The sequence below is a fragment of the Paraburkholderia sp. TE9906 genome, assembly GCF_056279605.1.
Genome location: NZ_JBWCCT010000013.1, coordinates 64,847 through 86,977 on the forward strand (window position 1 = coordinate 64,847; position 22,131 = coordinate 86,977).

18 protein-coding genes are annotated in these 22,131 nt (G+C 63.8%); 6 read left to right on the forward strand and 12 right to left on the reverse strand.

Annotated features, from left to right (window positions below; genetic code table 11):
- Nucleotides 1-149 precede the first annotated feature (149 nt).
- The 5 genes from katG to ACZ9H4_RS28390 form a co-directional block, all read right to left on the reverse strand.
- Nucleotides 150-2,420 (reverse strand): catalase/peroxidase HPI, encoded by a 2,271-nt coding sequence (gene katG / locus ACZ9H4_RS28370; protein ID WP_476122008.1) that lies wholly within the window; start codon nt 2,418-2,420, stop codon nt 150-152.
- A 541-nt stretch (nt 2,421-2,961) separates the two neighbouring features.
- Nucleotides 2,962-3,765: a hypothetical protein gene (locus ACZ9H4_RS28375; RefSeq protein WP_408144764.1), complete on the reverse strand. Its 804-nt coding sequence runs from the start codon at nt 3,763-3,765 to the stop codon at nt 2,962-2,964.
- A 73-nt stretch (nt 3,766-3,838) separates the two neighbouring features.
- Nucleotides 3,839-6,076: a xanthine dehydrogenase family protein molybdopterin-binding subunit gene (locus tag ACZ9H4_RS28380; protein ID WP_408144766.1), complete on the reverse strand. Its 2,238-nt coding sequence runs from the start codon at nt 6,074-6,076 to the stop codon at nt 3,839-3,841.
- A gap of 24 nt (nt 6,077-6,100) precedes the next feature.
- Nucleotides 6,101-7,105, reverse strand: coding sequence for an FAD binding domain-containing protein (locus ACZ9H4_RS28385; protein ID WP_408144768.1), 1,005 nt, complete (start codon nt 7,103-7,105; stop codon nt 6,101-6,103).
- Between the two features lie 11 nt (nt 7,106-7,116).
- Complete coding sequence (locus tag ACZ9H4_RS28390) at nt 7,117-7,575, reverse strand: (2Fe-2S)-binding protein (protein ID WP_238812702.1); 459 nt, start codon at nt 7,573-7,575, stop codon at nt 7,117-7,119.
- A gap of 696 nt (nt 7,576-8,271) precedes the next feature.
- Between ACZ9H4_RS28390 and ACZ9H4_RS28395 the strand changes: the two genes are divergently transcribed.
- Complete coding sequence (locus ACZ9H4_RS28395; protein ID WP_476122011.1) at nt 8,272-9,105, forward strand: class I SAM-dependent methyltransferase; 834 nt, start codon at nt 8,272-8,274, stop codon at nt 9,103-9,105.
- A gap of 385 nt (nt 9,106-9,490) precedes the next feature.
- On the forward strand, nt 9,491-9,952 hold the full coding sequence (locus ACZ9H4_RS28400; protein WP_408146198.1) for an enoyl-CoA hydratase/isomerase family protein: 462 nt from the start codon (nt 9,491-9,493) through the stop codon (nt 9,950-9,952).
- Nucleotides 9,953-10,026: 74 nt separating this feature from the next.
- Here the strand turns inward: ACZ9H4_RS28400 and ACZ9H4_RS28405 are convergent, their stop codons facing one another.
- The gene (locus ACZ9H4_RS28405; RefSeq protein WP_476122013.1) at nt 10,027-11,289 is read right to left on the reverse strand and encodes a multidrug effflux MFS transporter; all 1,263 of its coding nucleotides are present in this window, start codon (nt 11,287-11,289) and stop codon (nt 10,027-10,029) included.
- Nucleotides 11,290-11,350: 61 nt separating this feature from the next.
- On the opposite strand from ACZ9H4_RS28405, the gene ACZ9H4_RS28410 reads away from it, so the two are divergent.
- Both ACZ9H4_RS28410 and ACZ9H4_RS28415 read left to right on the forward strand, forming a co-directional pair.
- The gene (locus ACZ9H4_RS28410) at nt 11,351-11,674 is read left to right on the forward strand and encodes a hypothetical protein (RefSeq protein WP_408146004.1); all 324 of its coding nucleotides are present in this window, start codon (nt 11,351-11,353) and stop codon (nt 11,672-11,674) included.
- A gap of 104 nt (nt 11,675-11,778) precedes the next feature.
- Nucleotides 11,779-13,161 carry an MFS transporter gene (locus tag ACZ9H4_RS28415; protein ID WP_476122016.1) on the forward strand — a complete coding sequence of 461 codons (1,383 nt, stop codon included), beginning with the start codon at nt 11,779-11,781 and terminating at the stop codon, nt 13,159-13,161.
- 207 nt (nt 13,162-13,368) lie between these two features.
- Here ACZ9H4_RS28415 and ACZ9H4_RS28420 read toward each other — a convergent pair whose 3' ends face one another.
- From ACZ9H4_RS28420 to ACZ9H4_RS28445, 6 genes are all read right to left on the reverse strand, one after another.
- Nucleotides 13,369-14,298: a LysR family transcriptional regulator gene (locus ACZ9H4_RS28420; RefSeq protein WP_408146008.1), complete on the reverse strand. Its 930-nt coding sequence runs from the start codon at nt 14,296-14,298 to the stop codon at nt 13,369-13,371.
- A 255-nt stretch (nt 14,299-14,553) separates the two neighbouring features.
- Entirely contained in the window at nt 14,554-15,051 is a 498-nt protein-coding gene (locus ACZ9H4_RS28425) for a flavin reductase family protein (protein WP_408146010.1), read from the reverse strand.
- Nucleotides 15,052-15,068: 17 nt separating this feature from the next.
- The gene (gene ribB / locus ACZ9H4_RS28430) at nt 15,069-15,878 is read right to left on the reverse strand and encodes a 3,4-dihydroxy-2-butanone-4-phosphate synthase (protein ID WP_408146011.1); all 810 of its coding nucleotides are present in this window, start codon (nt 15,876-15,878) and stop codon (nt 15,069-15,071) included.
- A 53-nt stretch (nt 15,879-15,931) separates the two neighbouring features.
- Nucleotides 15,932-16,243, reverse strand: a complete 312-nt coding sequence (locus tag ACZ9H4_RS28435) for a DUF4387 domain-containing protein (RefSeq protein WP_408146013.1) — start codon at nt 16,241-16,243, stop codon at nt 15,932-15,934.
- A gap of 2 nt (nt 16,244-16,245) precedes the next feature.
- A complete protein-coding gene (locus tag ACZ9H4_RS28440) occupies nt 16,246-17,610 on the reverse strand; it encodes an acyclic terpene utilization AtuA family protein (RefSeq protein WP_408146015.1) in 1,365 nt (454 codons plus the stop codon).
- A gap of 39 nt (nt 17,611-17,649) precedes the next feature.
- Nucleotides 17,650-19,014, reverse strand: coding sequence for an LLM class flavin-dependent oxidoreductase (locus ACZ9H4_RS28445; protein WP_408146016.1), 1,365 nt, complete (start codon nt 19,012-19,014; stop codon nt 17,650-17,652).
- Between the two features lie 316 nt (nt 19,015-19,330).
- Here ACZ9H4_RS28445 and ACZ9H4_RS28450 point away from each other — a divergent pair, with 316 nt between their 5' ends.
- Both ACZ9H4_RS28450 and ACZ9H4_RS28455 read left to right on the forward strand, forming a co-directional pair.
- On the forward strand, nt 19,331-20,416 hold the full coding sequence (locus ACZ9H4_RS28450) for an amidohydrolase family protein (protein WP_408146018.1): 1,086 nt from the start codon (nt 19,331-19,333) through the stop codon (nt 20,414-20,416).
- A gap of 112 nt (nt 20,417-20,528) precedes the next feature.
- Nucleotides 20,529-21,932, forward strand: coding sequence for an MmgE/PrpD family protein (locus ACZ9H4_RS28455; protein WP_476122021.1), 1,404 nt, complete (start codon nt 20,529-20,531; stop codon nt 21,930-21,932).
- The last annotated feature ends 199 nt before the right edge of the window (nt 21,933-22,131 follow it).

Below are 22,131 nucleotides of genomic sequence, written 5' to 3' on the forward strand. Positions count from 1 at the left end.
CGCAAACCTGCAAGATTCTGAACGGCGCCTCACATAGGCCGTACAGCATTACGATATGCGCCGCGGATCATCCGCGGCGCATGTTTCGACGATCCCAATCAACTCGATCCCACGCCCCCGCTGAACACGACCGGCAGAGGCGTGGTGCTTCAGGCCGAAGCCCGATCGAAGCGATCGAGATTCATCACCTTCACCCAGGCAGCGACGAAGTCGCGCACGAACTTCTCCTGACCGTCCGCGCTTGCATAGACTTCGCCCAGCGCACGCAACACGGAGTGGGAGCCGAATACCAGATCCACGCGCGTGCCGGTCCACTTGGACTTGCCGGTCGCGCGATCGCTTGCCTGGAACAGGTCGTTCGCCTCGGACTGCGGCTTCCATTGCGTGCCCATGTCGAGCAGATTGCGGAAGAAGTCGTTGCTCAGCACGCCCGGACGATCCGTGAACACTCCATGAGCTTCCTTGCCCGCCTGAACGCCCAACACGCGCAAGCCGCCGACCAGCACCGTCATTTCCGGTGCGGTGAGCGTGAGGAGTTGCGCCTTGTCGACCAGCAGCGCCTCAGCCGAGGCGGGGAACTTGCGCTGGAGGTAGTTGCGAAAGCCATCCGCCAGTGGTTCGAGCGCGCCGACCGATTCCACGTCGGTCTGTTCCTGCGACGCATCCATGCGGCCCGGCGCGAACGGCACCGTCACCTTGTGCCCGCCCTTCTCCGCGGCCTGCTCGACGCCCACGCCGCCCGCCAGCACGATCAGATCGGCAAGCGACACCTTCTTGCCGCCCGACTGCGTACCATTGAACTCGCTCTGAATGCCTTCGAGCTTCTTGAGCACCTTGGCGAGCTGTTCCGGCTGGTTGACCGCCCAGTCCTTCTGCGGCGCGAGACGAATACGCGCGCCGTTGGCGCCGCCGCGCTTGTCCGAGCCGCGGAAAGTGGAGGCCGACGCCCACGCGGTCGACACCAGTTCGGCAACCGAAAGCCCCGAAGCCGCGATCTTCTGCTTGAGCGCGGCGACGTCAGCATCGTTCACAAGGGGATGGTCGACCGCCGGAATCGGATCCTGCCAGACCAGTTCCTCGCTGGGCACTTCAGGACCGAGGTAACGCGCACGCGGACCCATGTCGCGGTGCGTCAGCTTGAACCAGGCGCGAGCAAAGGCGTCGGCAAACTCGTCCGGGTTATCCATGAAGCGGCGCGAGATTTTCTCGTACACCGGATCGAGGCGCAGCGACAGGTCCGTGGTTAGCATGGTCGGACGGATTTTCTTCGACGGGTCGTGCGCGTGCGGAATCGTCTCCCCGCCATTTTTCGCGACCCACTGATTCGCGCCGGCCGGACTTTTCGTCAGTTCCCATTCGAGGCCGAACAGGTTCTGGAAGAAGCCCATGCCCCACTGCGTGGGCGTGCTGCTCCATGTCACTTCCAGACCGCTCGTGATCGTGTCGGCGCCCCTGCCGCTGCCGAAGCTGTTCGTCCAGCCGAGGCCCTGATTCTCAAGACCGGCCGATTCGGGTTCGGCACCGACGTTGTCCGCCGGACCTGCGCCGTGCGTCTTGCCGAAGGTGTGGCCGCCGGCGATCAGCGCGACGGTTTCCTCGTCGTTCATCGCCATCCGGCCGAAGGTCTCGCGGATATCATGCGCCGCCGCAAGCGGGTCGGGGTTGCCGTCCGGGCCTTCCGGGTTCACGTAGATCAGGCCCATCTGCACTGCACCAAGCGGATTTTCCAGATTGCGTCCCGCGTCGGTGCGGCTTTTTTCGGTGCCGTGGAGTTCTTCGTCTGCGACGATCACACCTTCGTCGTCGTTGTCATTGCCGGCTGCGCCTTTGCCGTAGCGGACATCGCCGCCCAGCCAGGTTTTTTCATTGCCCCAGTAGACGTCCTGATCCGGCTCCCACGTGTCTTCGCGACCGCCGCCGAAGCCGAAGGTCTTGAAACCCATGGTTTCCAGTGCGACGTTGCCGGTGAGGATCAGCAGGTCGGCCCAGGAAAGCTTCTGGCCGTATTTTTGCTTGATCGGCCAGAGTAGACGGCGGGCCTTGTCGAGGCTCACGTTGTCCGGCCAGCTGTTGAGCGGCGCGAAACGCTGCTGGCCGCGTCCAGCGCCGCCGCGGCCATCGCCGATGCGATAGGTGCCGGCGCTGTGCCATGCCATACGGATGAAAAGCGGACCGTAGTGGCCGAAGTCAGCCGGCCACCAATCCTGCGAGTCGGTCATGAGCGCGGCGAGATCTTTCTTGACAGCCGCGAGATCGAGCGTTTTGAAAGCTTCGGCGTAGTTGAAGTTCGGATCCAGCGGATTCGACTTGCTCGAGTGCTGGCTCAGCAAATCCAGCCTAAGCTGTTCCGGCCACCAGTCACGGTTCGTCGTGCCGCCACCGGCGGCGTGTTGGAACGGACACTTCCCTTTGTCAGACATGGATATCCTCCTGAAGGTCTACAAATTATGCTCTTTCGTCGGCCAATCACCCAGACCTCGGTCGTGCACAGGTGATAAGGGAATAATGTAGAGGATTGTGGCAACCGCCAATCGTTAAAGTTGATCGGCGCGTTAGGTAAAGTTGATCGGCGTGTTAGAAACCGGCAATCGCGGTTGTGGCACACCGCCTGGCAACGCGGGCTTGGCAAGCGGCATTGAACGGATGCTGTAGCGTGTCAGGTTCTGCACTGATGCGCATGAACACTGGCTGAAAATATTCTCAATTACGCGTACGGCGGATTTGAGTCGTCGCCGACACGAAACGTGTTGCGCGCGCGTTGCCTGCGGCTTGCGCGTAATCCGCGCGCCGGGACACTTTCAGAACGCTTCATTAGGCATCGAGCCGATTTGAATTCACGAATGTGTCACACGCACCGTGCTCGGAAGACAGACGGATTTCAGGTGAGTTCGGTGAAGTGGTGCCAAGCGGCGAAGCGTGCGGCCACCGCCGGGTACTCCCAGCTGTCACTGGGCGTATCGGCTAAGGCTTCGCCTCGATTCGCTTCGAGTCCGTGGTCACAGCGAGGCGGCTTTGTACCGAGACGAGTTGGTCATCCGTGGTCGCCACGAGCCATAGACGCGCGTGCTCCGCGATAAGCCGATTGTGGTCCTTCAGCGGGCCCATTGCGCTGGCCGCCTTCCACACCACCGGGCCGATTCGGCTACTCCTGCCCGACGGCGCGCCTACCAGCAGGCAGTAAGGTCCCAGTGGCAGCGATACAAACGGAAGCGCGGGACTGACACCTACTCGCCAGTCGATGAACGGCGTATCGCTGATCAACAGCGGCATGGACAACCCATACAGCACACTGAAATCGTACAGCGCCAGTTGGTCCCGCATACCGGAGTAAATGCGCCGGACGTCGTCAACCACTGCCGCCCGGATTTCGTCGTCGAACATGGGCTCCTGCGTGTAGCGGGCCAATGCTTCCCGAGCTTGCCATTGATAGGCGCTGAACAGGCCGAGTTCCACGCAGTCCTGCACAGCGCGCTGAACCTCCGCGACCGAGCCGCCCTCCTCTGGCTTGCCCAACTGCGCAGCCCGCAAAAACCGCGCGAGTCCCGCGTCCTGGATCGCGGGACCATCCACGGATGCATCGTCTGCAACGTCCTTATCAAGCGGTACGTAGATATATTTCTCGGCCGCGAACCGCGATTTCTTGCCTTCATCAAACTTGATCTGACCATCAACGCAATCCAGATAGCGAGTGCCGATGTGGCCATGCTCCCAAACCCAATTCTTCAGAAGCGGACGTAGCGGATGCAGTTTGTCTTGATCAGTCATTGAAGCCTCCAGGTGCCCCAGTATAGTTCCTGGTCGTCGATCGCTCGCTGGAGACCTGGATGATCCACTGCCCTCAAGTACTTTCCGCCACGAGCAGATCTTCGATCATGATCGGCAACTTGCGCACGCGTACACCGGTCGCATGATGCGTGGCGTCGGTAATCGCGGCCGCGATCCCCGCAAGGCCGATTTCCGCGATGCCGCGTACGCCAAGCTCATTGAACACCGTGTCCGGATGATCGAGAAAGGTCACGTCGAGTTCGGGCGTATCCGCATTCGACGCGATGATGTAGTCGGCAAGGTTGCTGTTGATCGGTGCGCCCGTCCGGGCGTCGTACATCGTGTGCTCGAACAGCGCCATCCCGACGCCCATCACGACTGCGCCTTCGATCTGGTTGCGCGCAGCGTGCGGATTGACGATGCGTCCTCCATCGATCACCGTGACGACACGGCTCACGCACAACCGCGCGATCTCCGGCTGCCACGTGACCTCGGCGAAATGCGCGCCGTATGAATAAATGGAGAAGCGCTTTTTAAGCGGATCGTCGAAGCCGCCCGTGGCGCTGCCACTTCCCGACGCGGCGCGCATTTTCGCTGCTTCGAGAATCTGGACGAACGGCACGCCGCGCTCCGGCGCATCTTCCTTCCGATGCACACGTCCCGCGCTGAACGCGAGCGTATCTTCTGCCGCGCCTTTGAATGGCGAACCGTCGACTGCCGCGGCACGCGAGAGCAACAGCCTGATTGCCGAACGCACCGCGTCGAACACCGCCGGGACCACCGATGCCGTCACCGCGCTACCGCCCGAAACCGGTCCCGGTGGCAACATCGAATCGCCGAGACCGACTTCGATGCGCTCGAGTGGAATGCCGGTCTCTTCCGCCACCAGTTGCGCGAGCACCGTGTACGTGCCGGTGCCGATGTCCTGCGTGCCGCACACCACCCGGGCGCTGCCGTCCTCTCGAAGATCGACGTTGGCCGCAGCGGAAAAGCGCACGCCCGGCCAGACACAGGCGCCGACGCCCCAGCCGAGTGTCAGGCCGTCGCGCCGCATCGATCCGACGTCCGGCGTGCGCCGTGACCAGCCGAACCGCTCGGCGCCAGTGCGCAAACACTCGACGAGATGCCGCGACGAGAACGGCAAACCAGTGCTTTCGTCGGTACGCGGTTCGTTGCGCAGCCTCAACTCGACAGGATCGAGATTCAACTCGCGCGCCAGTTCGTTCATCGCCGATTCGATGGCGTACAGGCCAGGCACGGCGCCGGGGCCACGCATCGCCGTGGGAGAGCCGACGTTACGGCGCGCGAGGCCGGAGGTCACGCGCAGGTTCGGCGTGCTGTAGATGACCGGCGTGACTTCGCCGCAGCTTTCCTGGTATTCGTCGGCGATGGCGGTGTGATTGACGTAATCGTGCCGCAACGACGTGAGCTTGCCGTCGCGTTCGGCCGAGAGCCGCACGCGCTGCTGCGTGACCGGACGATGGCCGACGTTCTGGAACATCATCTTGCGGCTCACGACCAGCTTCACCGGGCGACCGGTCTGACGCGTCGCGGCGGCCGCCAGCAGCGTGTGCGGCCACACCCACAGCTTTCCACCGAAGCCTGATCCCAGGTAACGCGAGATCACGCGGATCTTTTCCTTCGGCACGCCGAGCATCTGCGAGAGCGTGCCGAGGTGGATCGAAATGGACTGCGTCGTCTCGTAGAACGTGTAGTTTTCGCCGTCCCACTGTGCGATCGACGCGTGCAGTTCGATCGGGTTGTGCGTTTCGGTCGGCGTCGCGTAAGTTGCGTCAACGCTCGCTGCCGCCGTGTCGAACGCGGAATCCGGATCGCCGCGCTCGTTCTCGACCTTGGGTTTGCCGTCGGGCTCGAGCTCATCGCGCACGTCGTGCGGCGTGAGTTCGTAGCTCGCTTCGATCGCCGCCGCTGCGGCGCTCGCGGCCTCGAAGGTGTCGGCAATCACGAGCGCGATGTACTGCCCGTAGTAGCGAATGACGTCGTCTTCGAAGGGCGGCCGCGCTTCGTCGACATAGCCGGTCTCCATCGAATTGCCGGAGATCCGGTAGAAGCGGCCGATATTGCCCCGATGCAGCACCGCGTGGACGCCGGGCATCGCCTCGGCGCCCGCAATGTCGAGCGACGTAAGCCGGCCGCTCGCGATCGTGCTGCACACCGGCACCGCAATCAGCAAGCCGGGCAGATCGACATCGGATGTATAGGTTGCGCCGCCGCTGACCTTCAGCGGGCCGTCGACGCGCGCATGGGGCCGTCCGATCACGGACAGCACGGAGTCGGGCAAGGTGGTCATGGTGCGTTCCTCTCGATCGGCGGTTCAGGGCGTGGCCGTAGCCTGGCTCAGTGCGTGGACGATGCAGCGCCGCGCCAGTTCGACCTTGAAGCCGTTCTGGCTTTGCGGCTTCGCGTTCGCGAGTGCGGCGTCCGCGGCCTTGCGGAAGGTTGCAGTGTCGGGCGTCGCACCTTTCAGCACCGCCTCCGCTTCGAGCGCATGCCATGGCCTGGTGCCGACGCCGCCGAGCGCAACGCGTGCATGCGCGATGCGTCCACCGTCGAGCGTCACGACCACCGCAGCCGACGCCAACGCGAATTCGTACGACGCGCGATCGCGCAGCTTCAGGTAAACCGAACGCGCACCCACTGGCAGAGGCGGCAGTGTCACGTGCGTGATGAGGTCTCCCGGGTCGAGCACGTTCTCGCGCTGCGGCGTTGCGCCGGGCAACAGGAAGAAGTCGTCGATCGCGATGCTGCGCGCACCGCTCGTCCCTTCGACATGAATGGTCGCGTCGAGCGCCGTCAGCGCGACATTCATGTCCGACGGGTTCGTGGCGATGCACGCGTCGCTGGTGCCGAGAATCGCCAGCGTCCGATTGAATCCCTGGATCGCGGGACATCCCGAGCCCGGATCGCGCTTGTTGCATGGCATCGCGGTGTCGCGAAAGTAGACGCAACGCGTGCGTTGCAGCAGGTTGCCGCCGGTCGTTGCCATGTTTCGCAACTGAGCCGACGCGCCCGCAAGCAACGCCTGCGACAGCACGGCGTAAGACTCGCGAATCAGCGGATGCAACGCCAGGTCCGCATTGCGCGCCGTAGAACCGATTTTCACGCCGCCGTCGGGCAGCGCTTCGATGCGCTCTAGCGGCAGACGGCTGATGTCGATGACACGCGTGGGCCGCTCGACGTTCAGCTTCATGAGATCGAGCAATGTCGTGCCGCCGGCGAGAAACCGGACTTGCGCGCCTTGCTGGGCCGTCGCCGAGGCCGCGGCTGCGGCGATCGCGTCAGACACACCGTTGGCGCGTGATAACTGGAACATGTCCATGATGGCGCTCCTCAGGACTGGCCGCGCACGCGCTGGATCGCCGCGACGATGTTCTGGTAGGCGCCGCAGCGGCACAGATTGCCGCTCATCGCTTCGCGCACGTCGGCGTCGCCGGGCCCGACCGCTTCATCGAGCAAGGCAACTGCGGACATGATCTGGCCCGACGTGCAGTAGCCGCACTGGTAGCCGTCGCATTCTACAAACGCGGCCTGCATCGGATGCAGCGCATCGGGCTGGCCGATACCTTCGATGGTCGCGATTTCGTCGCCGGCGTGAGTGCCCGCCAGCGACAGGCACGCATTCACACGCCGTCCGTTCACGTGCACGGTGCACGCGCCGCACTGACCGTGATCGCAGCCCTTTTTGGTGCCGGTGAGGTGCAGATGCTCGCGCAGCGCGTCCAGCAGCGTGGTACGCGGATCGAGCAACAGCTTGTAGACGTTGCCATTGACGTTCAGTTCGACGGGCATCGCCGTGTCCGCGGAAGCATGGCGACTCGTTCGGGTCGCGGCGCTCTGTTGCGGGGTGTCGGTGTTGGAAGCGGTCTGTTGCATCGTGCTTTCTCCTCGTGGGAAGAGCGGCCGGAATCTGCGTCTCTCGAGGTCGACACACGCGGAAATTGGGGCCGTTATAGATCGATGGCGGATTGTGGGGCGTTCAGGGACCGAGCGACGAAGTCGCGTGCCGCGAGCGCAAGCGATAGTGCAGCAAGCGTAATGCCTGCCTGAGCAGGGGCCGAAAATTAAAGGGCGTTGTGTGCCGCAGCAACTGGGAAATCGGGTGGTTGGCCCAACGGGCAGTGAATTCGGCGTGTAGATAACCGCCCTCCCACAGTCACGCGGCGAAGCACGTCCAAAAAAATCTCCCCACAGCGCCGGTCAATTTCGGCGTCCTGCGCAACACATCTGGACGCCTGGTCATTCATCAGTACGCTTTGCATCCCGATACTAGCACTCACGAAACTCCACCACGACGGACCGCCGAACGTGCCGGCATCACCACAAGGAGACTGCGGCTACCGATAGCCCGCGCATTTCGCAGATCAGCTTTTGATTTGCCCGATCGTCGCGCGGGCATGCTCGGAGTGCAATTCGCGGCGTCATCAAAAACAGGCAGCAAAACCACGCCTTCCCGTATCGCTGCCTTTTGCCTCTCAGGAGTTATTCATGTCCGCTGTTGATTCCTCTCTCTCGTCCGTCGCAGACTTCGCCGCCGTCAAGGTCCGGCAACAGGCAACATGGTCGACGGGCAACTATGCCGTCATCGGCACCACGCTGCAAATCGTCGGTGAGAATCTTTGCGAAGCGCTCGACTTGCGCGCCGGCAGCCGCGTGCTCGATGTCGCCGCAGGCAATGGCAACGCGACGCTTGCCGCCGCGCGCCGCTGGTGCGACGTCACGTCCACCGACTATGTCGCCTCGCTGCTGGAATCAGGGCGTACGCGGGCGCAAGCTGAAGGGCTGCCCGTACTGTTTCAGACGGCTGACGCCGAGGCACTGCCGTACGAAGATGCTTCGTTCGACGTCGTGATGTCGACGTTCGGCGTCATGTTCACCCCGGACCAGGAGAAGGCAGCTGCCGAACTCGCACGAGTCTGCAAGCGTGGCGGCCAGATCGGTCTCGCGAACTGGACGCCGGAGAGCTTCATCGGACAGGTCTTCAAGACGATCGGCAAGTACCTGCCTCCGCCCGCGGGCGTGGTGTCACCGGCGCTCTGGGGTACGAAGGCGCGACTGGATACGCTATTTAGCGCAAAGGCCCGGCAGATCGTCGCGACTAGCCGCTATTTCTCGTTTCGCTACCATTCACCGGCGCACTTCATGGAAGTGTTCCGCACATATTACGGGCCGATGAACAAGGCCTTTGCCGCACCGGACGGTGAGCGGCAGACCGCGCTTCTCGACGACCTGATGACATTGATCAGTAGTCACAACCGGTCGGGCGACTCGACGCTCGTCCTGCCGAGCGAGTACCTCGAAATCGTGATCGAGCGGTCATGAGAGAAGTCGGGTGGGGAGCCGCTGCTTGCTCGACGTCGGCTTACGGCAAGAAATTTGGCCTGCTTACGTGGATGCGGCTTACCCGCGCTCGCTGACTTCGTCGCGTCCGCGAGCGCGACGGAGTCGGCACGCCGATCTGCATGTCAGCGAGCCGGACTGTAGCTAGTTCAAGCCTCAATCCCGCAATGTAGGTCATGAGCGTTCTCCCGGCTCATGCTTTCGCGCGTGCAAACGGTTCAACGAGATTAGCGACTGGTTGCTCTCGCACCCATGAGTCAGAACCCCGCGGAGAGCAGGAGCAGTCTATTCAAACGATCACGCGCTCTTAAGGCGTAAGAGACACCGTCTGTCTGTCGTGGCTTCCTTTCACACGGGTAAGCGAGTGATGTTCGTTGGTGAGCCAACCCCCGCTCGCGCCTGTGACATCCGTATCGCAACGCGCGACGCGCGCTTCGCGTTGCCTGAAACAAGGTGGGGAATTCTGCCAGGCGGCGGGGGCACGCAACGACTCGGCAAGATCGTCGGCCTTGGCATTGCGATGAAAATGATCTTGACCGGCAACGAGATCAGCGCCGATTTTGCGCTGAACTGCGGGCTGGCAACTGATCTGGTCGACAGGCGGGAGCTCGAAAACGCCGCACTCGCCATCGCCGGGCGGATCGTGAAAAATGGCCCCCTGGCGGTGGTATCCGCTCGGCAGGCGCTGCTTGCGAGTTTCGAAGTCTCAATGAAACAAGGTCTGGCCAAAGAAGCGGAACTGCAACGCAATCTATTGCTCACTGAAGATGCGACTGAACGGGTCGCCGCTTTTGCCGCACGACGCCAGCCGACATATAAAGGCTGCTGATTTCGACGACTGGCGGCGCGGGAGAGAGTCGTATCACACGGCTCGTACACGCGCCGCCTGGCCCCTCCGAAGGCTCACACCACCCCGCCACCCGCGCGCACCACCGCGACAGGCTGCGCCAGCGCCAGATGACGCAGCAGCTTGGTCACCATCACAACCACGATGCCCGCGAGAATCACGAAGAACACCGCGAGCGGCGTCAGAATTTGCACCGACACGAAGCCGGCCAGCCCCATCATCGCCGACGACACGAGCAGCAGCGCGCACCCGAGAATCGCGCTCGTGAGCCCCGCGATGTGCGGAAACAGCGAGTTGCCCTTGGCCATCAGCGTCGGATACATCGCGCCTGCGCAAAAGCCCATCACGAGCACAGGCGTGGCGAGCGTCCACACGCGCAGGCCGATCGTGAGCGCAAGCACGAGCATCGCCACCGCAGCGGCCGCCATCAGGCGCGCACCGATGCGCAGCCGCTCTTCCGCGCTCGGCAGACGAGGACCGTGCAAGCGGTTCGAGAGGCCGCCAAGAAAATACATCATGCCGATGCCGAGCGCGAGGTAGCCGAAGAAGGTCGGCGGCTTGTGCAGTGTGTTCTGCACCATGAACGGTCCGATGATGTTGAACACCAGCAGGATGCTGTAGCACAGACCCTGTGCAAGAAAGCAGCTCTGGAACACCGGACTCGCGAGCACCTTGCGCGCGTTCGTGACCAGCGTGCGCGGTTCGAGGTGCACGGGCCGCGGCAATGTTTCGCGATAGCGCCACAACAGCGCCCACATCACCAGCGAATAGACCAGCAGGAAGACAAGGCAGGCTCGCCAGCCGAACCACGTCTGCAGATGGGCGCCGATCACCGGCGCCACGATCGGCGCGAGCCCCCACGCAATCGACATGTAGGTGAATGCGTGCATCAACGCCTGACCCTTGAACGAATCGGTGATGATCGCCTTCGCGAGCAGGTTGGTGGTGGCGATGCCGAAGCCCTGCAGGCAGCGTGCGAAGATAAACATCTCCAGGTTCGGCGCCGCCAGCGAGAGCAGGCAGCCGATCGTGTAGATGACGAGCCCGAACCCCAGCACAGGCTTGCGGCCATACGCATCGGCGACCGGTCCGAAGATCAGCTGGCCGAACGCGTAGGCGACCATATAGCCAGTCACGCTCGTCTGGATGGCCTGCGGCGAGGTGGCGAAGAAACGCGCCATGGCGGGCAGCGCAGGCACGTAGATATCGATCGCGAGTTGCCCGGCGGAAGCGAACAGGCAGATCAGAATCAGCAGGAAGCGCGGCGAGTTCGGTGCCAGGGCGGAAGTGCCGGCGTGGTGGGCGTTATCGTGGGTCATGACTGCATCAATGGGGAATGCCGGTGGCGCGGCATAGGCTGGTTCGAAAGCCGAACCGGACGTGCGCGCGGTGTTATTGCCCGCTATTGTGCCTGTGGTTGCGCGCAGACGCGGGATTTCCCTGGTGGGGGAGTGGGATGCGCAATGGCGCGAGGTGGTTGATATCGCGCTCACATCGCGCCTCAGGATCGCCAGGCGTCGCGTGACAGGGCGGCGTGCTGCATCGAACGGCTCACTTCATCGCATCGCAATCGCAGCGATTTCCACGACCGTCCTCATCAGCTCGCTGGACACGCTGCAAGGAATACGTCAGGGCACTGTCATCGACCAACGCATGCCCGGCATTCTTCCAAAAATCCAATCAATCTATTTGGTCAACGCATAGATGCTTCGCCGTTGGGTGACCAGAATGTGAATAACCGGCTCAGGGGCCGGTGCCGTTTATCGCGGCTACCGGTTCAGAGTACATTATTCAAATCAGGAGACACCATGGCAGAGCAAGACGCCCGGACCCGGATCGACAAGGTCAAACAGGCGCGACGCGCACTCATATCCAGTTGCGTGGGGACCTCGGTGGAGTGGTACGAATACTTCATCTACGGCACCGCCGCCGCGCTCTACTTCGGGCCGCTGTTCTTTCCGAACAAGGATCCCGCCATTGCGCGGCTCATCGCCTTCGCGTCGTTCGGCGTGGCGTTTCTCGCCCGTCCGCTTGGCGCCTTCATTTTCGGCCACCTGGGCGATCGCATCGGCCGCAAGTCGACCATGATCTTCACGCTCGTGCTCATGGGTGTGGCGACCGGCGCCATTGGGCTGCTGCCGACCTACCAGCAGATCGGCGTACTCGCGCCGGTACTGCTCGTTTCGCTGCGTCTGCTGCAGGGTCTCGCGGTCGGCGGAGAGTGGGGTGGCGCCGTACTGGTGGCCGTCGAGAATGCACCGCGCCACAAGGTCCGTCTGTATGGCGCCGCGCCGCAGATGGGCAGCGGCTTCGGCCTGTTTCTCTCGACCGGCGCAATGGCGCTCGTCGGCCTGCTGCCGCCCGAAGAACGCCTGGCATGGGGATGGCGCGTGCCGTTCATCGCCGGCTTCGCGCTCGTGCTCATCGGTCTGATCATCCGTCTCGGCGTCGCGGAATCGGAAGACTTCGAACGCGTGAAGGCCGCCGGCCGCCGCGTAAAAATGCCGATTGGCGATCTGCTGCGTCACGCCAAGCTGCCGACGCTGGTCGCCACCGCGATGTCCGCATCATTCGCCGTGGTCTTCTACATGGTGGCGACGTACTTCGTGTCATACGCGACGTTCCATCTCAAGATGCCGCAGGCCACCACGTTCCGACTCGTGATGATCGCCTCGCTTATCGATCTGATCGCCTTTCCGATCATCTGCTCGTACGCGGATCGTATCGGCGCACACCGCGTCTTCTTCTTCGGGACGCTCTTCGCCGTGCTGGGCAGTGTCCCGCTGTTCCTGACGCTGAATACGGCGAGCCCGCTGCTGGTCGGCATCGCACTGTCGCTCACGATGGTGTGCGGACAGGTCACGACGTATGGCGTGGTCGGCAGCATGAGCGCCGAGCTGTTTCCGGCGGAGTACCGTTATACCGGCGTGGCGGTGTCGGGCGCGATCGCCTCGATCCTCTTCAGCGCCCCGACGCCGCTTCTCGCCGAGTGGCTGATGCGCAAGACGGGCTCCTGGCTCTACCTCGCGGGCATGGTGTCGGTCGCCGGGTTCATCGCGACGCTGGGCGGCATCGGCTATATGAAGCTGCGCCACCGCGCTCACTCGGTGGGCTACGTCGGCGAGCGCCTGCACGCGGCCACTGAGCCCGCCGTGTCGGGTGCACCGGTCATCGGTAGCAGCACGACGTAAGCTGTCCCGGACATCCGCGCCTCTCGCATGGCGTCACGGTCTGTCGGCCGTGACGCCATTTTCTTTGGCGCGATGAAAGCCGGCTAGCTGCGGACACGGCTCGAATGTCACGCGCAAACGTGTGCGCCGAACGCGAGAATCGAAGCACGAAAGTTCAGCAGGAAAAACGGCTTGGATAAAGCTCCGCAAACAGGAGAGGCCGACAGCTTACGCCGCCGTGCCCGCACCCTGCATCAACGCCTCGAATTCCCGATGGAGATGCTCGCGAAAGCTTTTGATCGCACTGGTCGGCACCGCTTTGCGCGTGACGATGCTGCCGTAGCAACGCGTCGCCTGGAAGTCTGCGAGTTCGAGCGTGGTGCGATTGCGGCGCGCATTCGACTCCGCGAGCGAACGCGGCATGAAGGTGAGAAAGCCGCCGGTGTCGATCATGCCAAGCAGCGTGGGCAGCGTGGCCGCAGTCGTTGCGTCGAACACGGCCCCGCGTTCGTCGAAAGCCTGCGTGAGCCGCTCGCGCAGATCGCTGTAACGCGCGAGCAGAATCAGCCGGTAAGGCAGCAGCATTTCCACGGTGACGCTCTGCGCTTGCGTGATCGGATGAGCCGCGGGCGCCATCAGCACCACCGGCTCCTCGGCCAGCGGCTGGAACAGCAGGTTGTCGTAATCGCCATCGACCGCGGCCACGCCCAGATCGGCCGCGCCGTCGGCGACCGTCTTGAGCACGCTTTCGTACGGCATGTCCTTGAGCTGGACACTCACATCGGGAAAGCGCTCGCAATAGGAATGGATGATTTGCGGCAGGAAGGTCGCCGCGATCATCGGCGTCGCGGCCACCACGACGCGATTGCGCGCGGCCTCGGAACGGCCGCGGAACTGGCGTAAGACGTCATAGAGGCCACTGAGCGCGTCGGTGGCCGCGGCTTGCAGCAGCCGCCCTTCTTCGGTGGGTTCGACGCTGCGCGTGGTGCGCACCAGCAGTTGCACCCGCAACACGGATTCCAGTTTCTTCACCCGGCTGGACGCCGTCGGCTGTGAAATGCAGAGCCGCTCCGCCGCTTTGCTGAACTGCCCCTCTTCGAGCACGACCAGAAACGTTTCCAGCTCGGGAAGGTGAAAGCGAAACGAGGGATTGTCCATGAGGTCGGGCAAGAGTCGATGTTCGCCGGACGCACCAGCGTCCAGCGCCGCAGCCCCCAAACAGATCGGCAGTACCGCGTTGAAGTTGTAGCGGCGATGGTAGCACGCAGCCTACCCACGCACCCACGTCGGAAACGCCGCGCCGCGTAGGGAAAAACACGTAGGCGCGAGCGCCGCGGGCGCACAGCCGAACGCTCGCCACGGATACAGCGCACCCGCGCCGCACGGCGTATCGGGGCGGGTTGCCGATGCCGGCTACGCTTCAGCCAGGTGCTGGGCCAGATGCGTCAGGTATTGCCCGTCGCAGAAGGCGAGCGGCGCACGATCACCGCGAAACAGGTTCTCCACCAGACCGAGAAACACGACGTGATCGCCACCCGGATACGTCGCCATCTTGCGGCACTCGAGATAGGCTGCAGCACCACGAATGATCGGCAAGCCGTCCAGCCCCGCGTCGGTTTCGAAGCCGTCGAACTTGTCGTCGCCCGACTTCGCAAAACGGTCCGACACGTGGATCTGGTCCACCGCCAGGATGTTCACGACGAAGCGCTCCGTGTCGCGAAACGCCGGATGGCTGCGCGAGGTGGTCGACTGACTCCACAGCACGAGCGGCGGATCGAGCGACACCGAGCTGAACGAGTTGGCGGTGACGCCGTAACGCCGCCCGTCGGCGCCCAGCGTGGTGATCACGGTGACACCCGTGGTAAATGCGCCGAGCGTTTTGCGCAGGCTCTTGCTGTCGATGACATTCATGTTTTCTCTCCCGCGTTTCAGGCCATGTCGGCCGCACCGCAGTACGCGACCAGTTGCGCAATCGAGACGAGCGCAATACCGTGCGTGACGGCGAAGCGCACCAGATCGGGCCGCCGCGCCATCGTCCCGTCTTCGTTGACCACTTCGCACAGCACGCCGGCATAGCCGCGCCCGGCGAGCCGCACGAGGTCGTAGGCCGCCTCGGTGTGGCCGGGGCGTTCCATCACGCCGCCCTCGCGGGCGCGTAGCGGAAAGACATGACCGGGACGCACGAAGTCGTCCGCCACCGATTTCGGTGCCGCGAGCGCCGAGATCGTCGCGGCGCGGTCGGCAGCGGAAATGCCCGTCGTTACGCCCAGACGCAAATCGACGCTCACCGCGAACGCGGTGCGAAAAGGGTCGTCGTTGTGCTGGACCATCGGCGGCAAACGCAGGCCGTCGAGCACGCGCCCAGGCATCGCGACACAAATGAGGCCGCTCGTGTGGCGCACCATGAACGCGAGCTTTTCCGGCGTCACGGCATCGGCTGCGATGATCAGGTCACCTTCGTTCTCGCGATCTTCGTCGTCGACTACGAGAACGAACTCGCCGCGCTCGATCGCACGGACTGCCGCCGGCAAGTTGTCGAACGCAGGCGTCGCGGCGTCGCGCAAATGCCGCGTCACCAGGCGCGCCGGCTTCGGCATCGGCGGCTCGTACAGCGGATGCCGTGCGTCAGCGGCTTCGTCGAGCCGACGGGAAACGGAGCCATCGCGCTCCGGGAATTCGCACACGTCGCGACATTCCGCGTCCGCGTGTGCCTCCATGATGGAATTGGCGTCTTGCATAGGGATGACCTTGCCTGTCTGTCCGTGAGAGTCGAAGTCGGTGGCGCCGCGCATCACAGCGGCACCTCGATATCCAGCAGAGGTGCATGCTGCTGCGCGCCGTAGATATCCGTGTCGCCGATCGCGCCCGACGCGATGCGGCGTGGCAGCGTAGCCTTCCACGCGAGCGCCGGCGGGTATTCGGTAAAGCGCACCTGCTCGACATCGACGTGATACAGCGACGCAATGCGCTGCGCCGTGATGACACCCGTCGCCCGCACTTTTTCATACAGCACCGGGTCGTCGAACATGATGTCGAGTGTGATGTGGAACGGTCCCGCGTTCTTGCTCTTGCAGGCCTTCGCGATGTCTTTGAGCCGGGCCATCGTCAGACTTCCTCGTATTCGATAGGGAACATCTCCAGCGGATCGTCTGGAAACACGACGTGCTGCAGCATGAATTCGTAGACCTCGCCGCGCTCGATGTCCGACGGCGAGAATGGGAACGCCATGTTGCCCTCGCGGCACATGCGCCCCGCAAAGTCGGAATGCAGCAGCGTCACTCGCGCGAGCGAGAGCGCCGCATTGGCGACCTCCTGCGTCTTGCCGATCACTTCCGCGATGATCGCCATCTCGACCGGCACGACATTCGCCGCCGGCTCCCATGCGCCCATCACGCCATTGCGGCCATAGGCGCGCAGCACCAGTTGATAGTCGTCTGCGGAGATGCCGAGCGCAGTGACCTTGGTGCGCGTCGATTCGCGCACGAAATCGAGGAACGTGTCGATCTGCGAGATCAGGCCAGGATCGCGCGTCGCGGCAAACGTCACCGTGCTGAAGCCGACGCTGCGCACGCCTTCGAGCTTGATCGAATACGGCTGCGCCTCCCAGCGCATGCCCGAGACGCGCACGACGCGCTCGGTCACGGCTTCGATCCGGCAGTGCGTCGTGTCGACGAGGCCGCCCGGTTCGTAGCGGATCACCGGACTCGACGTCTCATGCAAGGCCTGCACAGCGACCGACAGCGGCGTGCAGCGCAGTTCGGGATTCAGCGGCTCGGCTTCGACATAGTCCTCGCCCACAGTCACGAGCAGGCAATCGTGCTTCTTCGGAATCGCCGCATTGCACGCGCATTCCAGCATCTTCCCCGCGTACCACGACGAGGCGGCCGGCATGCGGTGATGCATCGCCAGCGCGACCCACGGCGACGGATCGGTGCCGCGTCCGCCGAGAATCACCTGCGCGCCCGCTTCGAGCGCGGCGCGATACGGCTCCGGGCCCATCATGCCGACGATGCGCCGCGCGCTGTCGAGCGCGGCCGCGTCGAGCGGCGGTGCGTCGTCGAGCGCACGGATGCGGCCTTCGCCGAGCCGGCGCTTGAGGTAATCCTTCGGTTGTTCGGCGTGGACCAGCGCCATTCTGAAATGCAGATCGTGCTCACGTGCGATCTCGCGCACGATCCCGGCACAGACCTGCAAATGCGGCTCACCGCCCGCGCCGCCCGCGGTGCCGACCATCATCGGCACGCCCGAGGCGATCGATGCGCGCAACAGCAGCGACAGGTCGCGCTTCATCGCGAGGCGCGTGTTCAACGTCTTGCCCGAGCCGAGGTAATACGGGCCGGGGTCGGAGCTGCCGCCGTCCACACCGAACATATGCGGCTTGCGCTCCATCGCCGCGCGAATCGATGCCTCCGGGAAGCCATACCCCAGGATGCCGCTCGCCGACATCATGCGTACTGTCTTGGACGTCATTTCGACGGGTTCTCCTATGTAGTTCTGTGCACGCGCGTATCACGACGGATTGCGCCAGTCGCCGGCGCGCGGTTTGCGCAAACCCAGATGGCTGCGCAGCGTGCCGTCCTCGTATTCCTTGCGGAATACGCCGCGTTTTTGCAGTGCGGGCACCACAAGCCGCACGATGTCCTCGTACGTGCCCGGCACATAGGTCGCCGACAACACGAAGCCGTCGCAGGCCTTGTCGAACCATTCGATCATCTGCTCGGCCACCTGCGCGCCGGTGCCGACGAAGCACGGACCGTCGCGCAGCGTGCCGCGCCCGGATGCTTCGACGAAGTCCTTCACCGACGGATTGCGCTTGCCGCTGACCTGAACCACCTTGTCGCGCAGGCTCTGCCACGACACAGCGGCGAGCTCTTCATCGGTGAACGGCTGGTCGTAGGGACGACCGGCGAAATCGATGTTCAGCGTTTCGCCGATCATCGTGAGGCCGTCGATCGGACGCGACAGCGAAGCGATCAGGTCGTGCTTCTCGCGCGCTTCAGCCTCGGTGTCGCCGACGATGAGCTTCACTTCGGCGCAGATCTTCACCGAGCCCGGATCGCGCCCCGCCGCCGCCACGCCCGCCTTCAACGCCTGGTATTGCTTGATGCCGTTTTCGAGCGTCGGATACTTCGCGAAGACGACTTCCGCCCAACGCGCGGCGAAGGCCAGCCCGCGCCCGCTCTGCCCCGCCTGCAGAATCACCGGGTGACCTTGGGTCGAACGCGGCACCGTCAGCGGGCCGCGTGAATTGAAGAAGCGTCCCTTATGATCGAGGCGCGTCACCATCGACGGATCGGCGAAATAGCTCTCCTGCTTGTCGGCGACGATCGCGCCTTCGCGCCAGGTGTCCCAGTGGCCCATCACCACTTCCATGAATTCGTCGGCGCGGTCGTAGCGAACGTCGTGATCGAGGTGCTCGTCGGCGCCGAAGTTCGCGGCCTCCGAGTCGTTCATCGACGTAACGACGTTCCAGGCCACGCGGCCCTTCGTCATCAGGTCGAGCGTGGCGAACAGACGCGCGACGTGGAACGGTTCGTAATATGTCGTCGAATACGTCGCGCCCAGACCGAGGCGGGACGTCACCATGCCCATTGCCATCAGCACCGAGGTCGGTTCGAGCTTGATCGCGCGCACGCCGTACCGAACGGTTTCACGATGGCCATTGCCATAGATGTCGGGCATCGCCAGGCGATCGTCGAAGAACGCCATGTCGAACTTGCCCTCTTCGAGCGTGCGGGCGACGCGCTGGTAATACTCAGGAGACAGATAGTCCGTCATGCTCGACGGATGCCGCCACGAGCCCGCGTAGTTGCTGCAGTTTTGCGCCTGAAGAAATGCGACCAGCGCCATTTGCCGTGGCTTTGCGGAATTCATGATGTAGTTGTCCTCGTGATGAATTGGGCAGTGGGATGCACGGAAGCAAAGGTATTCCCAAGCGGGTGCCGAGGACAATTTGCACAGTCGGATAGATCTATAGGCATATCGAATGAATCGCCCTCTATGGAGGCCGCATCGATTTGGGTATGCTGGTCGCCAAGCCTGATTCGCGCCTCATTCCATGCTTCCGGACGAATGAATCCGCCCCGTGCGCAGACATTCATCCGCTTGACGAATAGATGCAGCGAGCCGCAATGACCGCTGTCACCGTCATTGCGAACACCTTGGCCACTTCCTTCGGAGGAGACATTTCGTGAACGCTTCAACGCAGGCCGCGCACGCCGCACCGGCCGCCGTCCGGGAGAACCCGCCGCTTCTGCAAACCCGCCATCCGCACGCCGAATGGCTGGCAAGCGGCCAGGAGCCGACGCTCGAACCGGAGCGGCGGATCATCGACCCGCATCATCACTTCTCGCATCACTGGGGCGGGTACGGCCTCGACGATCTGCTGCGCGATACCGGCGCCGGTCACAAGGTCGAGAGCACCGTGTATGTGCAATGCGGCTGGGAATACCGGCACGCCGGTGAAGAGAGGTTCAGGCCGCTGGGCGAAACCGAAGCGGTGGTGCGGCTCGCCGAAGCCGCGCACGCGCGCGGCCCGCAGACCGACGTCGCGGCAGGGATCGTCGGCTATGCCGACCTGCTCCTCGGCGACGCGGTCGAGGACGTGCTGAGCGCACAGATCGACGCGGGCAAAGGCCGTTTTCGCGGAATTCGTGTGGCGGCCTCGCGTCATGAATCGTTTCAGCATGGCGTGCTGTCGCGGCCGCCGCTCGGCCTCTATGCCGACCACGCTTTTCGTGCCGGCGTGCGGCGTCTCGCCAAACTCGATCTGACATTCGACGCGTGGGTCTATCACACGCAACTCCTGGACGTAATCGATCTGGCTCGCGCGGTGCCGGAGACGACCATCGTGCTCGACCACATCGGCGGGCTGCTTGGCGTTGGCCCGTATGCCGGCCGTCAGCAGGCCGCGTTCGACGAATGGCTGCCGATGCTCGCGCCGCTCGCGGCATGTCCGAACATCGTCATGAAGATCGGCGGGTATGGCACGACCGTATTTGGCTACGACTTCATCAGCCAGCCCGCGCCGCCGTCTTCGATCACACTCGCGGACGCGTGGGGTCCCACGGTGGACGCGGTGATCGAGGCCTTCGGCACGAACCGTTGCATGTTCGAGAGCAACTTCCCGGTCGACCGCGCGTCCGCAAGCTACGCCACGGTGTGGAATGCCTTCAAGCGGCTCGCGGCCCACGCGAGCGAGTCGGAGAAGGCCGATCTGTTCTACGACACCGCCGCGCGCACCTATCGGATCGGTGACGCCGTGCGCGAAAACTGACCCGCGACGCGAGCGCATCCGCTTACGACACCACGCATTCATTCACGCGATGACGCAGCCCGGCCCGCTTGCGCCGGGTCTGCATGCCGTCGCGCCCGTTTCGAGAGAGACCATGCATAGCACCTCCGTTCTACGCCAGCCCGCCGGCAATATCGCGCAAGCCCTGGCGACTTTCGCGCACGACCTGACCCTCGCTGCGATCCCCGAGACTGTTCGGACCAAGTCCGCCCATCACATCGTCGATGCGATCGGGCTCGCGTTTGCTTCGCATCACTTTCCGTTTGCCGGACCCGGCCTGAACGGCATCCGTGCGGCGGCGGGTTCGGGCAACGCGACCGTGATCGGCGTCGATGTGCAACTGGCTGCGCGCGATGCGGCGCTCGCCAATGGCTATCTGATACACGGACTCGACTTCGACGACACGCATCCCGCCAGCATCGTTCACCCCTCGGTCGCATGTCTACCCGCTGCACTGGCGCTGGCCGAATCGACCAACGCAAGCTGGGGGCAAATGATCACCGCTTACGTTGCCGGAATGGAAACCGCGATCCGCCTGGGCCGCGCGGTGAAGGGCGGTTTTCACCACGTCGGCTTCCACGCGACAGGCATCGTGTCGCATTTCAGCTCGGCCGTCGTCGCGGGCAAGCTGCTTGGCCTCACGGCCGAACAGATCGTCTGCGCACAAGGGATCGCGGCGAGCACCGCGTCCGGGGTGCAGGTTTTCCTCGAAAACGGCGCATGGACCAAGCGCATGCACCCCGGCTGGGGCGCACTCGCCGGCATCACGGCGGCGCATATGGCGCAGGCCGGCTTCGCAGGTCCGCAACGTCCGTATGAAGGCCGCTTTGGCCTCATCGACACCCATCTACAAGGTCTCGCCAGCGAGGTCGATGCCGATTCGATCGCCGAAGAACTGGGCTCGAACTGGACGATGCTCGACACCTCGATCAAGCCCTACCCGGTGTGTCACTTCATTCATGGCTGCGCCGAAGCCGCGCTACAATTGCGCCGCGAACTCGGCCCCGACGCGAAAATCGAGCGCATCGTGTGCGAATTGCCCGAAGCCACGCTTCCCATCGTCGCGGAACCGGCGAGCGCCAAGGTCGTGCCGAAGAGCGACTATGAGGCCAAGTTCAGCGCGCAGTTCGTCGTGGCCGCGTGCTTCGCGCGGGAGCGCTTCACTCTCGCGGAACTCAGCGACCAAAGCCTGCGCGATCCGCACATCCTGTCACTCGCCGCGAAGACCGAGTGCATCAAAGAGGCCGCTTCGAACTTCCCGAAATACTTCTCGGGCGCGGTAAGCGTCACGCTCGCCGATGGCCGGACGCTGCGGGCGCATGTGCCGATGAATCTCGGCAGCGGCGAGCGTGCGTTGTCGCTCGACGAGATCGTTGGTAAATTCCGCGGCAACGCCGGTTTGAGATTCCCGGCGCAAGGTGTCGACACCGTACTCGACGCCTTGCTGTCGGCCACGCCCGAGACGCCGGTGCGTGACGTTATGCGTGCGCTCGGCTGACACTGGCACGTCGGGGACATCGATACTCCTTCGCAGCGCCTCTTTCGTAGCAGCGGCAAAGCCCGGTTGTTGAACCCGCCGGGCTTCATCGTTTTCGTGCCCGCATCCGCACGACGCTTTGTCGCCGGTCGCGCTGCCTATAGAATCTCCCACCATATCGGGCCTGCGCGGCGTCGTCCGCGAGGCCGCTCCTCCCGTC